The sequence below is a fragment of the Streptomyces sp. NPDC107581 genome (assembly GCF_055657175.1).
In genome coordinates this window covers 156,215-171,422 of record NZ_JBVKBH010000018.1, presented here as the reverse complement: position 1 = coordinate 171,422, position 15,208 = coordinate 156,215, and the positions used below count along the sequence as shown (strand labels likewise).

Genomic DNA, 15,208 nt, shown 5'->3' with positions numbered 1-15,208 from the left:
ACCGCAGCACTCGGGCATCCGTACCCCGGAGCACGCGGGCACCAGCGCCGGAAGCGCGCGGGCACCGGCATCAGGAACACAGGGACCGGCACCTTCGGGGAGCACCTACCCTTGAGGGATGACCAGCAGCAGCGACCGGAGCCCCGCAGTGGACGTTCACGCCCCCAAGAGCTATGAGATCCGCACCTACGGGTGCCAGATGAACGTCCACGACTCCGAGCGATTGTCCGGGCTGCTCGAAGAGGCCGGGTACGTGCGTGCCCCCGAGGGATCGGACGGCGACGCGGACGTCGTCGTGTTCAACACCTGCGCCGTGCGCGAGAACGCCGACAACCGGCTCTACGGCAACCTCGGCCGGCTCGCGCCGAGGAAGGCCTCGCGGCCCGGGATGCAGATCGCGGTCGGGGGCTGCCTCGCGCAGAAGGACCGGGACACCATCGTCAAGAAGGCGCCCTGGGTGGACGTCGTCTTCGGCACGCACAACATCGGCAAGCTGCCCGTCCTGCTGGAGCGCGCCCGCGTCCAGGAGGAGGCGCAGGTCGAGATCGCCGAGTCGCTGGAGGCGTTCCCCTCCACCCTGCCGACGCGGCGCGAGAGCGCGTACGCGGCCTGGGTCTCGATCTCCGTCGGCTGCAACAACACCTGCACCTTCTGCATCGTCCCAGCCCTGCGCGGCAAGGAGAAGGACCGCCGCCCCGGTGACATCCTCGCCGAGGTCGAGGCGCTGGTCGCCGAGGGTGTCTCCGAGATCACGCTGCTCGGACAGAACGTCAACGCCTACGGCTCCGACATCGGCGACCGCGAGGCCTTCAGCAAGCTGCTGCGCGCCTGCGGCTCGATCGAGGGCCTGGAGCGCGTCCGCTTCACCTCCCCGCACCCGCGGGACTTCACCGACGACGTCATCGCCGCCATGGCCGAGACGCCGAACGCCATGCCGCAGCTGCACATGCCGCTGCAGTCCGGCTCCGACACGGTCCTGAAGGCGATGCGCCGCTCCTACCGGCAGGACCGCTACCTCGGGATCATCGAGAAGGTCCGCGCCTCCATCCCGCACGCCGCGATCACCACCGACATCATCGTGGGCTTCCCCGGCGAGACCGAGGAGGACTTCGAGCAGACGATGCACGTCGTCCGCGAGGCCCGGTTCGCGCAGGCCTTCACCTTCCAGTACTCCAAGCGGCCCGGCACTCCCGCCGCGACCATGGAGAACCAGATCCCCAAGGAGGTCGTCCAGGCGCGCTACGAGCGTCTCGTCGCCCTCCAGGAGGAGATCTCCTGGGAGGAGAACAAGAAGCAGGTCGGCCGCACCCTGGAGCTGATGGTCGCCGAGGGCGAGGGCCGCAAGGACGGCGCCACCCACCGCCTGTCCGGCCGCGCCGCGGACAACCGCCTGGTCCACTTCACCAAGCCGGACCAGGAGGTCCGCCCCGGCGACGTGGTCACCGTCGAGATCACCTACGCCGCGCCGCACCACCTGCTGGCCGAGGGCGCCGTCCTCGATGTGCGCCGCACGCGCGCGGGCGACGCGTGGGAGCAGCGCAATGCGGCCCAGGCGGCCAAGCCGGCCGGCGTGCTGCTCGGCCTCCCGAAGATCGGCGTGCCCGAGCCGCTGCCCGCCGCCACCGGTGGCTGCGGCTGCGACTGACGCCGGCCTCGTCGGACTTCTTCCCACGGCGACCGGCTTCGCCGACGTGCCGACGGAGGACTGACGCCCGGCCCTCCTGCGGTTACGCTGCCGATCATGCTTGTCGCCGCAGCCGTCTGCCCCTGCCCGCCGCTGCTGGTTCCCGAGGTCGCCGCGGGTGCCGCGCCCGAACTGGATGCCGCGCGCGCGGCGTGCACGGACGCCCTCGGTGTGCTCGCCGCCGCCCGCCCCGACCTGCTGGTGGTGGTCGGGCCCGCCGGGCAGAGCGGGCGTGGAGGGTACGCGCAGGGCACCCCGGGATCCTTCCGCGGCTTCGGCGTCGACGTGGAGGTACGGCTGGGCCCCGACAGGGGCGCCGTCATCGAGCGCGAACTGCCCCCTTCGCTGGCCGTCGCCGCCTGGCTGCTGGAGCGTACGGGCTGGGAGGATGCCCCGATCGAGGGACTCGGGATCGGGGAACCGCTCGCGCCCGAGCGGTGCATCGACGCCGGAAGGGACATCGGCACCCGGGCCGGACGGGTGGCGCTGCTGGTGATGGGCGACGCCAGCGCGTGCCGCACACTCAAGGCACCGGGATACCTCGACGAGCGGGCGGCGCCCTTCGACGCCGAGGTCGCGCGGGCGCTGGGGGCGGCGGACGTGGCGGCCGTCCAGGCGCTGGACGCCGAGCTGGCCCACGAGCTGAAGGCCTCCGGCCGCGCGCCCTGGCAGGTCCTGTCCGGCGCGGCCGAGGGCGCGGGTCTGGCGGGCACGCTGCTGTACGACGACGCGCCGTACGGTGTGGGCTATCTGGTCGCCAGCTGGTCGTAGAGGGATCGTCACGCAGGGCCCCGGGGGGCCTCAGGAGCGTTCGGCCATGGCGGGCCCGGGTGCGGATCCCGGCCGTGGGCGGCCTCGGGGGTGTCCCCGGCCGTGGGGGCGGTCCGAGTGCGGACCCCGGCCGCACACAGCCCCTTGCACGGCCCCTTACGCGGCCCCGGGCCTGGCCCCTTACGCGGCCTCGGGCCTGACCCTGTGCGCGGCCTCGGGCCTGACCCTGTGCGTGGCCCCAGGCCTGGCCCTGTCGCGTCCCCGGGCCTGGAATTCGAGCGTGGATACGGCGTACGGCCGGGAGCCGTCGCGCTCCGCGGCCGTACGCCGATCCGTGTGCCGTTCAGGAAGCCGGTGGCGGGCCCTCCGGCCGGGTCGGCGTCGCGGCCTCGCCGGCCTCCGGACCTTCCTTGTGCGCGAGGCGGTCCATCGCACCCTTGGCCTTGTCCGTACCGGCGTGGATCTTGTCGCTGTACTTGCCCTTGGTCCGCTCGTCCACGGCCTTGGCGGCTTTGTCGATGCCGTGCTGGACCTTGTCACCGTGCTGGCGCGCGAGGTCCGACACCTTGTCCTTGGCCGGGGCGAGCTTGGCCTTCATGTTGTCCTTGAGACCCATGGTCCACCTTCCCTCACGGGGACAGTCAGGTGCGGGCGCCCTTACCGGCCTCACGGTCGGCGGCCTCGTCCGCGGACTGCTGCTTGGGGATCTCGGCACCCTCGGCCGCGTCGGTCTCGACGGCCTCGGCCTTCGCCGCCGCCGCGCCCTCACGTCCGTCCTCGGCCGGCCCCTGCGCCTCCGCAGCCTGAACCGCTTCCTCCGTCTCGGCCGCTCCCGGCTCGGTGCCGGCCGGTGCCTCGGTGGTCGACGCCTCCGTTGCCGTCTTCGACCTGCCGAGAAGTCGTGCAAAAACGCCCATATCCACTCCATACGTTACTCGTGCGGGCGAAATCCCGCGTCAAACGGTGCGTCCGTTTGCGCCGCCCGGGTCACCCCGTCCGGAACCGGCGGGCGCACCTCGGTGCAACGACCCGGAATCTCTCCCGTCACGTAACTCGTTCGAGGCATGTCCGCGAGGTTTGCGAGACTGGTGCGGTGAGCAGTGCACCCGCCTCCCCCCGCGTCATCGCCGTCGTCGGACCCACCGCGGCCGGAAAGTCCGATCTCGGCGTCTTCCTCGCCCAGCAACTCGGTGGGGAGGTCGTCAACGCCGATTCCATGCAGCTCTACCGGGGGATGGACATCGGCACCGCCAAGCTGACGCCCGAGGAACGCGGCGGCATCCCGCACCACCTGCTGGACATCTGGGACGTGACGGTCACCGCCTCCGTCGCGGAGTACCAGAAACTGGCGCGCGCCAGGATCGACGCACTGCTCGCCGAGGGCCGCTGGCCGATCCTGGTCGGCGGCTCCGGCCTGTACGTCCGCGGTGCCGTCGACAACCTGGAGTTCCCCGGCACCGACCCCGAGGTCAGGGCCCGTCTGGAGGAGGAGCTGGCGCTGCGCGGCCCGGGTGCGCTGCACGCGCGCCTGACCGCCGCCGACCCCGAGGCGGCCCGCGCGATCCTGCCCAGCAACGGGCGCCGCATCGTCCGCGCCCTGGAAGTGATCGAGATCACCGGCCAGCCCTTCACCGCCAACCTTCCCGGCCATGACTCCGTCTACGACACCGTCCAGATCGGTGTCGACGTCGCCCGCCCCGAGCTGGACGAGCGCATCGCACAGCGGGTGGACCGGATGTGGGACGCGGGACTCGTGGACGAGGTGCGCACCCTGGCGGCGCAGGGACTGCGCGAGGGGCGCACGGCGTCGCGCGCACTCGGATACCAGCAGGTCCTCGCGGCGCTCGCCGGGGACTGCAGTGAAGCGGAAGCGCGGGCCGAGACCGTGCGCGCCACCAAACGCTTCGCGCGCCGTCAGGATTCATGGTTCAGGCGGGATCCCCGGGTGCACTGGCTGAGTGGTGCCGTGGCCGACCGCGGGGAACTTCCACGGCTGGCCCAGGCATTGGTCGAACGACCGGTTACAGCCTGATCACGTCATGGCATCGGGATGCGCCGCCGGTCATCGCGGCCGGTGGCGCCGTGCCATCATCGAGCTGCGATCGACCAAGTGAAGTCCTAGTTGGGAGGGCGCGTGGCGATGGAGGCCGGCCCTCGCGACACCGCACCAAGTGCCGAGCACGTCAGCACCGGCAGCGCAGAACCGGAACTGCCCGAACTGGTCGAGGACCGTCTGACCGACGACGGCCCCGACGACGCCCCGGGCGGTGTGACCGCGGACGGACCGACGCCCGAGGAGATGTACGCGGGCGGTCCGGAGTTCGAGGTCGAGCTGCGCCCGCAGCGGCGGCTGCGGATCTGGCAGCTCGCGCCCATCGTGGCCCTGGCCGCCGGCGGCTCCCTGATGTTCGCCTTCCCGCTCGCCTTCGACTTCGGCGACAGCGGTGCGGTCATCGCCATGCTGGGCCTGCTGATCTGCTCCTGCGCCGCCGGCTGGGGCATGATGGCCGCCCGCCGCGTGGGCTACACCTGGCCGGGCCTGCCCCCGCGCGGCTCCGGCCGCCGCCCCGACTGGCGCGTCGTGCTCGCCTACATGCTGCTGGTGGCCGTCGTGGCCGTGCTCGCGGTGTGGCGGGTGGCCCGGCTGCGCTGAGCGGCCGACATGCGCGCTGCCGCACCCGCCGGTGCGCCCGGGTGCGCGCTGCCGCACCCGTCCGTGTGCCCGCATGGGCGCTGCCGCATCCGCCGGTACATCGGCGTGGGCATGGCCGCACCTGCCCGTACGTCGGCGTCGGCGCTGTCGTACCCACCCCGTACGATCGAGGAATGAGCACGCGGATCGCCTTCCTCAAGGGGCACGGCACCGAGAACGACTTCGTGATCGTCCCGGACCCCGAGAACGCCCTCGACCTCTCCCCTGCCGCCGTGGCCGCCCTGTGCGACCGCCGCGCCGGCATCGGCGGCGACGGGGTGCTGCACGTCGTCCGGTCCGCCGCGCATCCGGAGGCCCGGGAGATGGCTGCCGAGGCGGAGTGGTTCATGGACTACCGCAACGGCGACGGCTCGATCGCGGAGATGTGCGGCAACGGCACCCGGGTGTTCGCCCGCTACCTCCAGCACGCCGGACACGTGGTCGAGGGCGACCTGGCGATCGCCACGCGCGCGGGTGTGAGGTCCGTCCACATCGACAAGGACGGTGACGTCACCGTCGGCATGGGCAGCGCGCGCCTGCCCGAGGGCGAGGTCACGGTGAGCGTCGGCGAGCGCAGCTGGCCCGCGCGCAACGTGAACATGGGCAATCCGCACGCCGTCGCGTTCGTCGACGACCTCGCGCACGCCGGCAGACTGCTCGATCCGCCGCCGGTCGGTCCGGCGTCCGCCTACCCGGACGGTGTGAACGTCGAGTTCGTCGTCGACCGCGGCCCTCGCCATGTCGCGATGCGCGTGCACGAGCGCGGCTCCGGCGAGACCCGCTCGTGCGGCACGGGCGCGTGCGCGGTCGCCGTGGCCGCCGCCCGGCGCGACGGCGCCGATCCGGCCGTCACCGGCGCCCCGGCGACGTACACCGTGGACGTGCCCGGCGGGCGTCTGGTCATCACCGAACGGCCCGACGGCGAGATCGAGATGACCGGACCCGCCGTGATCGTCGGCGAGGGCGAGATCGACGCCGACTGGCTGGAAAACGCGCTCAGCTGACCTGTCGAAACATCGGCCGCGGCGGCTGCGGGCGCCTGGAACTGCGGTTTCGGGTGGCCGGGTCCGTTCGAAACCGCGGCCGAGTGCAGGGCAGGTGGCGCAAACTCTAAACCTCTTCCTCATCGCTCGATTGGGTGATCCGTTTCACGGTCGGCGAGAGGCGGTCGGTCGCACGTGTTCGGCTCGATAGCATCAAGCACCGGCACGGACGGGGGAACGTTGCCATCCCTGAGCCGCGCATGCCCTGGGCTCCGTCCGCCGGTCGACGAGCCGGAGGTGCCCATGAGTGCGGAGGCCACGAACCCTGCGACCCCTGGCCCGGTAGCGCCCACAGCGCCCGCAGTGGCCCGCAGGAAGTCCCGGGCCCGGATCGACCTGCGCAGGCTCGGCCGGGCCGCACTGCTCGGCCCCACTGCCCGCGGCAAGCTGCCCGACGCGATCAGCCACGTCGTCGAGGCGCACCGCGCCCACCACCCCGACGCGGACCTCGAACCCCTGCGCCGCGCCTACGTCCTGGCCGAGTCCTCGCACCGCGGCCAGATGCGCAAGAGCGGCGAGCCGTACATCACCCACCCGCTGGCCGTGACCCTGATCCTCGCCGAACTCGGCGCGGAGACCACCACCTTGACCGCCTCCCTGCTCCACGACACCGTCGAGGACACCGATGTGACGCTGGATCAGGTGCGGGAGCAGTTCGGCGAGGAGGTGCGCTACCTGGTCGACGGCGTCACGAAGCTGGAGAAGGTCGACTACGGGGCGGCCGCCGAGCCCGAGACCTTTCGCAAGATGCTCGTCGCCACGGGCAGCGATGTGCGAGTGATGTCGATCAAGCTCGCCGACCGCCTGCACAACATGCGCACTCTCGGCGTGATGCGCCCCGAGAAACAGGAGCGGATCGCCAAGGTCACCCGCGACGTCCTGATCCCGCTGGCCGAACGCCTCGGCGTGCAGGCCCTGAAGACGGAGCTGGAGGACCTCGTCTTCGCCATCCTCCACCCCGAGGAGTACGCGCACACCAGGGAACTGATCGCCGCGAACGCGGCCCGCCCCGACGACACCCTCGCCGAGATCGCCGACGAGGTCCGCGCGGTGCTGCGTGAGGCCGACATCCCGGCCGAAGTCCTCATCCGCCCCCGGCACTTCGTCTCGGTCCACCGTGTGGCCCGCAAGCGCGGGGAACTGCGCGGCGCCGACTTCGGCCGTCTGCTGGTGCTCGTGGGCGAGGACGCGGACTGTTACGGCGTCCTCGGCGAACTGCACACCTGTATGACGCCCGTCGTCTCCGAGTTCAAGGACTTCATCGCCGTACCGAAGTTCAACCTCTACCAGTCGCTGCACACCGCGGTCGCCCGCGCGGACGGACAGGTGGCCGAAGTCCTCATCCGCACCCACCAGATGCACAAGGTCGCCGAGGCCGGGGTCGTCGCGCTCGGCAATCCCTACGCTCCGCCCGCGGAGGAGCAGTCCCAGGCCCCGGACGGCGAGCGCGCCGACCCCACCCGCCCCGGCTGGCTCTCCCGCCTGCTCGACTGGCAGCAGGGCGCGCCCGACCCCGACACCTTCTGGTCCACCCTGCGCGAAGACCTCGCCCAGGACCGCGAGATCACCGTGTTCCGGCCCGACGGCGGCACCCTGGGCCTGCCCGAGGGCGCCACGTGCGTCGACGCCGCCTACGCGCAGTACGGCGAGGACGCCCACGCCTGCATCGGCGCCCGCGTCAACGGCCGCCTGGCGACCCTCAGCACCGTCCTGAAGGACGGGGACACCGTCCAGCTCCTGATGGGGCAGGACCCGGCCTCCGAGCCCTCCCGCGAGTGGCTGGAGCACGCCCACACCGCGGCCGCCCGCATCGCCATCCAGCGGTGGCTGGCGGCGCACCCGGGCGGGGGAGCGGAGGGCGGGAGCGACGGCGCGGGCGACGGCACGGGCGCGGGCGCTGCGGGCGCGGGGACGGGAAGAGATGCGGCCGCGCCGAGCGGTGCGGCGGACGAGACCGCCGGGAGCGACGGGCACACCGCGGGCGCGGGACGCCGTACGGCCGCGGAAAGCGGCTCGGCCGCACGGCTCGCCGGCTCCGCCCGGTCCGGCGGATCCCCCATGACCTCCGGGGCCGCGGGGACTGGCAGTGCTCCTGCCGCCCGACCGCGTGGTGCTGCCGGGACCGGCGGTGCTGCCGCCCCCCGCCCGCGCGGTGCCGACGTCCTTGCGGACCGGCCGGGGGCCGCTGTGCGCCTCGCCGGGTGTTGCACACCCGTACCGCCCGACGAGATCACCGGCTTCACCGTGCGCGGGGGAGTCGTGACCGTGCACCGCGTGGGGTGTGCGGCGGTGGCGCACATGAAGAGCCGGGGGCGCGCGGAGATGGGCGTGCGCTGGGGAGACACCACCGCATGCCGGGTCACGCTGGTCGCTGAATCGTTCGGCCGCCCCCATCTGCTCGCCGACCTCACCGAGGCGATCGCCCTGGAAGGTGCCGAGATCGTCTCCGCGACCGTGGAACCGCCCAGCCAGCAGCGGGTGCGCCACACCTACACCCTCGAGCTCGCCGACGCCGCCGGTCTCCCGGCCCTCATGCGCGCGATGCGCGACGTGCCCGGGGTGTACGACGTGAGCCGGGCCCAGCACCAGGCGTCGGCTTCCTGAAGACGGGTTTGCCGGACCAACCCGTTCGGGTGGGCCGGGCGCGCGTCGCCGCCGAAGCGCCCCCGCGCGCTGGTAGCGGTGATGCATGCTGCTCACCCCCCGCCCGCGCCCGCACCACCGCCCCCTGCGGCGCCGCAGGGCCGCCCTGCTCGCCTCCGCCGTCTCCGTCTGCCTCCTGGCCGCCGCCGCACCGGCCGAGCCCCTGGGCGTCGGCGACCGGCTCTTCCCGTACCTGGGCAACCCGGGATACGACGTGGCGTCGTACGACCTGTCCTTCACCTATCCCGGCACCAACGACAAACCGCTGCAGGCCGTCACCACCATCAATGCCTGGACCAAGGCCGACCTGGACCGCATCAACCTCGACTTCGCCCACGGCACCGTGGAGTCGGTGCAGGTCGACGGCCGCCCCGCCACCTTCACCAGCGCGGGCGAGGACCTGGTCGTCACGCCGGAGAGTCCCCTGCCCGAGGACAGCTGGACGCGGATCACCGTGAAGCACACCAGCGACCCCGTCGCCGCCAAGGACCAGGACGGCGGCTGGGTGCGCACCTCCGACGGACTCGCCATGGCGAACCAGGCCGACGCCGCCCACCTGGTCTTCCCGTGCAACGACCACCCGTCCGACAAGGCGATGTTCACCTTCCGGATCACCGCCCCGAACGACTACACCGCCGTCGCCAACGGCGTGTCCACCGGCGTGGACCGGGTCGGCACCTCCACCACCTGGACCTACCGCTCCCAGCACCCCATGGCGACCGAACTCGCCCAGGTCTCCATCGGCCGTTCCGCGGTGGTGCGCCGCACAGGACCGCACGGACTGCCGGTCCGGGACGTCGTGCCCAGCGCCGACCAGAAGGCGCTCGAACCCTGGCTCGCGAAGACGCCCGACCAGATCGCCTGGCTGGAGGGCAAGGTCGGCCGGTTCCCCTTCGAGACGTACGGCGTGCTCATGGCCCAGGCCTCCACCGGGTTCGAGCTGGAGACGCAGACCCTCTCGCTCTTCGAGAAGCACGTGTTCACCGAGCCCGCCTACCCCAAGTGGTACATCGAGTCGATCATGGTGCACGAGCTGTCCCACCAGTGGTTCGGCGACAGCGTCAGCCCCCGCACCTGGTCCGACGTCTGGCTGAACGAGGGGCACGCCACCTGGTACGAGGCCCTCTACGCGGAGGAGAAGGCGAACAAGCCGATGGAGGACCGGATGAGGGCCGCCTACGGCTCCTCCGACCGCTGGCGTGAGGCGGGCGGCCCGCCCGCCCTGCCCAAGGCGCCCCTGCCCGGCCAGAAGATCAGCATCTTCCGCCCCAACATCTACGACGGCGCGGCGCTGGTGCTGTACGCCCTGCGCCAGGAGATCGGCCGGCCGGCCTTCGAGAGCCTGGAGCGGATGTGGGTCCAGGAGCACCGGGACTCCACCGCCGGCACCGCCGACTTCGTCCGCCTCGCCTCGTCCGTCGCCGGCCGCGATCTGACGGGCTTCTTCAAGGCTTGGCTCTACGGCGAGAAGACCCCGCCGATGCCCGGCCACCCGGACTGGAAGGCCACGGCACTGTCCAAGGCCAAGGGGTCGTCGCCCAGGGAAAACAAGGGGGCGTCGCCCAAGGGAAGCAAGGGGTCGTCGCCCAAGGCCGCCAAGGGCAGGACCCGGAAATAAGCCGGTGACGAGACGGGCCGTGCCGTGCGACCATCTTCATGTCGGCGCGGCACGGAACTCGGGAATCTCCCGGGCTGCTCGCGCGTTCTACCCTGAGACTGCCGGACCGGCACTCCCATCGACGTAAGGATCCAATGACCTCCTCTTCTTCCCCTTCCCAGGACACCAAGCGCCTCGCGCACGACTATCCCGAAGGTCTTCGGGCCGATGCCCTGATGGAAGAGGACGTCGCCTGGAGCCACGAGATCGACGGCGAGCGGGACGGCGACCAGTTCGACCGCTCCGAGCGTGCGGCCCTGCGCCGCGTGGTGGGTCTGTCCACCGAGCTGGAGGACGTCACCGAGGTCGAGTACCGCCAGCTCCGCCTGGAGCGGGTCGTGCTCGTCGGCGTCTGGACCACCGGGACCGTGCAGGACGCGGACAACTCCCTCGCGGAGCTGGCCGCCCTCGCGGAGACGGCGGGCGCGCTCGTGCTCGACGGCGTGATCCAGCGGCGCGACAAGCCCGACGCGGCCACCTACATCGGCTCCGGCAAGGCCATCGAGCTGCGCGACATCGTCCTCGAAACGGGCGCCGACACCGTCATCTGCGACGGTGAGCTGAGCCCGGGCCAGCTGATCCAGCTGGAGGACGTCGTCAAGGTCAAGGTCATCGACCGTACGGCCCTGATCCTCGACATCTTCGCCCAGCACGCCAAGTCCCGCGAGGGCAAGGCGCAGGTCGCGCTCGCGCAGATGCAGTACATGCTGCCGAGGCTGCGCGGCTGGGGTCAGTCGCTGTCCCGCCAGATGGGCGGCGGCAAGGGCGGCGGCCTCGCCACCCGTGGTCCCGGTGAGACCAAGATCGAGACGGACCGGCGACGGATCCGCGAGAAGATGGCGAAGATGCGCCGGGAGATCGCGGAGATGAAGACGGGCCGCGAGATCAAGCGCCAGGAGCGCCGGCGCAACAAGGTGCCGTCCGTCGCCATCGCCGGCTACACCAACGCCGGAAAGTCCTCCCTGCTCAACCGCCTCACGGGCGCGGGCGTCCTGGTCGAGAACGCCCTGTTCGCGACCCTGGACCCGACCGTTCGGCGCGCGGAGACCCCGACCGGCCGCGTGTACACGCTGGCCGACACGGTCGGCTTCGTCCGGCACCTGCCGCACCACCTCGTCGAGGCGTTCCGCTCCACCATGGAGGAGGTCGGCGACTCCGACCTGATCCTGCACGTGGTGGACGGCTCGCACCCGGTGCCGGAGGAGCAGCTGGCCGCCGTGCGCGAGGTGATCAGGGACGTCGGCGCCACCGGCGTGCCCGAGATCGTCGTGATCAACAAGGCTGACGCGGCCGACCCGCTGGTGCTCCAGCGCCTGATGCGGAACGAGAAGCGCTCCATCGCGGTCTCGGCCCGTACCGGCAAGGGCATCGCCGAGCTGCTCGCGCTGATCGACAGCGAGCTGCCCCGCCCCTCGGTCGAGATCGAGGCGCTCGTTCCGTACACGCACGGCAAGCTCGTCGCCCGCGCCCACACCGAGGGCGAGGTGATCTCCGAGGAGCACACCGCGGAGGGCACCCTGCTCAAGGTCCGGGTGCACGAGGAACTGGCGGCGGACCTGGCGCCCTACGCGCCGGCTTCCGCGGCCTGACCCTCCCCTGCACGCCACGAAGGCCCGCCACCCTTTCCCGGGTGGCGGGCCTTCGTCATGCAGGCAGTACGGGTACTTCAGCTGGTACCGCCGATACGGCTGACACCGGTGGTGCAGGTGGTGCAGGTGCCATTGGCAGTACTCGCGGTACTCGCGGTACTGGCAGTACTGGTGGTTCCGGCAGTACCCGCGGTACAGGTGGTGCCGGCGGTACCCGCAGTGCCGGCAGTACCCGCGGTACTCGCCGTGCCTGCGGGTACTCGCCGTACCCGCGGTACCGGCCGCCGCACAGGCCATGCCGGTGCCGGTGCGGTCACCGCCCGCCGTAGGTCCTGCTCATGTTCTGGTAGAGCGCCTCGGCCTTCCGGCCCAGCTGCGGGCCGGCCAGCCAGGTGTTGTCCGACGGACCGATGGACGTGTTGGACACCAGCTCGGTCTTGCCGTTCACCACCCGGAACCAGCCGCCGCCGGACGAGCCGCCGGTCATCGTGCAGCCGATCCGGTACATCGTCGGCAGCGACGGGCTCAGCGCGAGCCGGCCGGGCCGGTCGAGGCACTTGAACATCTGCAGCCCGTTGTAGGGAGGCGCCGCCGGGTAGCCCCAGGCGCCCATGTTCGCCGCCTCGGCCGCGGACGGCGCCGAGAAGTCGACGTCGAGGGCCGCCCCGACCGTCTCCTCCAGCGACTTCGCCCCGGACTCGGGCTTCACGTGCAGCACCGCGTAGTCGTACGCCGCACCCGCACCGCCCGTCTCCGAGCCGCCCTGGATCCACTCGTTCGAGGTCGACGCCCAGTCCGCCCACCAGGTGCCGTAAGGGGCGACCTGCGAGGTGCTCGCGTTCCCCAGGTCCGCCTCGGACTTGCCGAGGTCGTTGTACGACGGCACGAAGGCGATGTTGCGGTACCAGCCGCCGCCCTTTCCGGCGTGCACGCAGTGGCCCGCCGTCCACACCAGGTTGGACCTGCCGGGGTGGTTGACGTCCTTGACCACCGTGCCGGAGCAGACCATGTGGCCCTCGGGCGAGTCGAAGAAGACCTTGCCGACAGGGGCCGCGTGGTCGTGGTACGGCGTCTTCTCCGCCTCGGCCTGCACCGGCTGCGGCTCCGGATCGCTGACGCCCTGGTCGGCGGCGGCGTCCTTGGCGGTGATCGTCTTGTTGGCCTCCTTCGCGGACTTCATCCGCTCCGGCTTCCACAGTCCGGCGATCACCGGGTTGACGAAGTCCTTGGCCTCACTGAGCCACTTGTTCTTGTCCCAGTTCTTCCAGCCGCCGTTCTTCCACTGGTCGACGTCGATCCCGTGCTTCTTGAGCTTGTTCGCGATGTCGGCCGGGATGTGGACCTTGCCGCCGTCGTCGGCCTGCGAGGCCGAAGCGCCCGGCCGGCCGCTCGCCTTGTCGTCGCCGGAGCCGTTGCAGGCGGTGGCGGTGAGCGCCAGGGCGGCGACGAGACCGGTCGCGGCAAGGGCGCTGCGGCGCGGGCGCGCCGAGGACCTACGTGCGGAACGCATGGTGCGATGACCCCCCGTTGAACTGTTGCTGACACCCCACTATGCCCGTGGGGTTGGGGACGGACGGCGGCGGGACGGTGAAGGTTTCTGTGAGGCGTCCCGCCGCCCCCAGTGGGCCCGCTGTGCGCCGGCGACCACTGCCCGAAGGCCTACCGCCCGGCGAACTTCTTGCTCACCGACTGGTACACGCCCTTGGCCACATCACCCAGACGCGGACCGGCCAGCCAGCCCGAAGTCACCGGGCCGATGGACGTGTTGGACACCAGCGCCGGCTTGCCGTCCGCGCCCGTCTCCACCCAGCCGCCACCGGAGGAGCCACCCGTCATCGTGCAGCCGATCCGGTACATGGTCGGGTCCGCCTTCGCGATCGACAGCCGGCCCGGCTTGTCCTGGCACTGGTACAGCAGCTGACCGTCGAACGGAGCCGCCGCCGGGTACCCGGACGCCGTGATGCTCTGCACCTTCGGCACGGCCGGGGCATTGAAGTTCACCGGAAGAGCGCCGCCGACCGTCTCCTCCAGCGACTTGCCGGCGTTGCCCTGCTCCGGAGTCACATGGATGACGGCGAAGTCGTACGAGGCGCCGTTCCCGCCGGTCTCGCCGCCCTGGTCGATCCACTGCTGCGAGGTCTTCGCCGCGTCGGCCCACCAGACGCCGTAGGGGGCGATCTCGGACCGGGAGGCGTTCTGCAACTGGTCGGCCGAACTGCCCTGGTTGTTGTACGACGGCACGAAGGCGATGTTGCGGTACCAGCCGCCCTTCTTGCCGGCGTGCACACAGTGGCCCGCGGTCCAGATCAGGTTGGACTTGCCCGGGTGCGCCGGGTCCTCCACGACCGTCGCCGAGCAGACCATGGTGCCCTCGGGGGAGTCGAAGAACACCTTGCCCGAGGTGGCCGCGCTGGTGTGGTACGGCGGTTGGACCGACCGTGCCTTCACCGGCGCCGGTGTCGGGTCCGTCACGCCCTGGTCACCGGAGAGGTCGTTGTCGTCGACACCCTTGTCCTTGTCCGGGTCGTTGGCGCCGCGCATCCGGTCCGGGTCCCACAGGCCCTTGATGATCGGGTTGATGAAGTCGTTGGCCTCGCGCAGCCAGTCCTCCCGGTTCCAGTTCTTCCAGGCGCCGTTCTTCCACTTGTCGACGTCGATCCCGTGCTCTTTGAGCTTGTTCTTGATGTCGTCCGGGATCTGGATCTTTCCGTCGCCGGAACCGGCCGCGGTCGCGCCGACGGTCGGCTTGCCGTCGGCTTTGTCGTCACCGTCGCCGTTGCACGCGGTGGCCGTCAGCGCGAGCGTCGAGACGAGGGCGACCGTCGCCAGCACGGGGGAGGTCCGGCGTGCCGCGCTCCTCCCTCGGCGAACGGTGAACGACGGCCGTATGGATCGCATGGTGGTGACTCCCCCTGCTGTAAAGGAACTCGGCACTTCGGCCCTGACAACGGGACCACACACTATGCGTTCGCTGTGGGGGAGTTCCGACGGTACCGCAACGGTTCGGCTACAAGCCGTCTGACCTGGCAATCATCCAGGGACTGTCCTTGCCGTCGGCCACCCGATACCATCGGCCGCGCGCGGCCGGGGGCCGCAACGGGGTTGAGTTGGTCCAGTGGTGTCCAAGTT

12 protein-coding genes are annotated in these 15,208 nt (G+C 71.5%); 8 read left to right on the top strand and 4 right to left on the bottom strand.

Going from position 1 to position 15,208, the window contains the following annotated elements:
* Positions 1–118: 118 nt before the first annotated feature.
* Together miaB and ACZ7P3_RS35635 are read left to right on the top strand one after the other, a co-directional pair.
* A complete protein-coding gene (miaB, locus tag ACZ7P3_RS35640; protein ID WP_472088081.1) occupies positions 119–1,645 on the top strand; it encodes a tRNA (N6-isopentenyl adenosine(37)-C2)-methylthiotransferase MiaB in 1,527 nt (508 codons plus the stop codon).
* Between the two features lie 96 nt (positions 1,646–1,741).
* Positions 1,742–2,455 (top strand): class III extradiol dioxygenase subunit B-like domain-containing protein, encoded by a 714-nt coding sequence (locus ACZ7P3_RS35635; RefSeq protein ID WP_472088079.1) that lies wholly within the window; start codon positions 1,742–1,744, stop codon positions 2,453–2,455.
* A gap of 343 nt (positions 2,456–2,798) precedes the next feature.
* Here ACZ7P3_RS35635 and ACZ7P3_RS35630 read toward each other — a convergent pair whose 3' ends face one another.
* Both ACZ7P3_RS35630 and ACZ7P3_RS35625 read right to left on the bottom strand, forming a co-directional pair.
* A complete protein-coding gene (locus tag ACZ7P3_RS35630; protein WP_472088077.1) occupies positions 2,799–3,071 on the bottom strand; it encodes an antitoxin in 273 nt (90 codons plus the stop codon).
* A 25-nt stretch (positions 3,072–3,096) separates the two neighbouring features.
* A complete protein-coding gene (locus tag ACZ7P3_RS35625) occupies positions 3,097–3,372 on the bottom strand; it encodes a hypothetical protein (protein ID WP_472088075.1) in 276 nt (91 codons plus the stop codon).
* 176 nt (positions 3,373–3,548) lie between these two features.
* Here ACZ7P3_RS35625 and miaA point away from each other — a divergent pair, with 176 nt between their 5' ends.
* From miaA to hflX, 6 genes are all read left to right on the top strand, one after another.
* On the top strand, positions 3,549–4,487 hold the full coding sequence (gene miaA, locus ACZ7P3_RS35620) for a tRNA (adenosine(37)-N6)-dimethylallyltransferase MiaA (RefSeq protein ID WP_472088074.1): 939 nt from the start codon (positions 3,549–3,551) through the stop codon (positions 4,485–4,487).
* Between the two features lie 108 nt (positions 4,488–4,595).
* A complete protein-coding gene (locus ACZ7P3_RS35615; protein ID WP_472088159.1) occupies positions 4,596–5,108 on the top strand; it encodes a hypothetical protein in 513 nt (170 codons plus the stop codon).
* 173 nt (positions 5,109–5,281) lie between these two features.
* The gene (dapF, locus tag ACZ7P3_RS35610; protein WP_472088072.1) at positions 5,282–6,151 is read left to right on the top strand and encodes a diaminopimelate epimerase; all 870 of its coding nucleotides are present in this window, start codon (positions 5,282–5,284) and stop codon (positions 6,149–6,151) included.
* A 282-nt stretch (positions 6,152–6,433) separates the two neighbouring features.
* Positions 6,434–8,794 carry a RelA/SpoT family protein gene (locus tag ACZ7P3_RS35605; RefSeq protein WP_472088070.1) on the top strand — a complete coding sequence of 787 codons (2,361 nt, stop codon included), beginning with the start codon at positions 6,434–6,436 and terminating at the stop codon, positions 8,792–8,794.
* An 85-nt stretch (positions 8,795–8,879) separates the two neighbouring features.
* Positions 8,880–10,451 carry a M1 family metallopeptidase gene (locus ACZ7P3_RS35600; RefSeq protein ID WP_472088068.1) on the top strand — a complete coding sequence of 524 codons (1,572 nt, stop codon included), beginning with the start codon at positions 8,880–8,882 and terminating at the stop codon, positions 10,449–10,451.
* 134 nt (positions 10,452–10,585) lie between these two features.
* Positions 10,586–12,079, top strand: coding sequence for a GTPase HflX (gene hflX, locus ACZ7P3_RS35595; protein WP_472088066.1), 1,494 nt, complete (start codon positions 10,586–10,588; stop codon positions 12,077–12,079).
* A gap of 313 nt (positions 12,080–12,392) precedes the next feature.
* On the opposite strand, the gene ACZ7P3_RS35590 is transcribed toward hflX, so the two are convergent.
* Positions 12,393–13,589 carry a trypsin-like serine peptidase gene (locus tag ACZ7P3_RS35590; RefSeq protein WP_472088064.1) on the bottom strand — a complete coding sequence of 399 codons (1,197 nt, stop codon included), beginning with the start codon at positions 13,587–13,589 and terminating at the stop codon, positions 12,393–12,395.
* A gap of 149 nt (positions 13,590–13,738) precedes the next feature.
* Positions 13,739–14,977: a trypsin-like serine peptidase gene (locus tag ACZ7P3_RS35585; protein WP_472088062.1), complete on the bottom strand. Its 1,239-nt coding sequence runs from the start codon at positions 14,975–14,977 to the stop codon at positions 13,739–13,741.
* Positions 14,978–15,208: the final 231 nt, after the last annotated feature.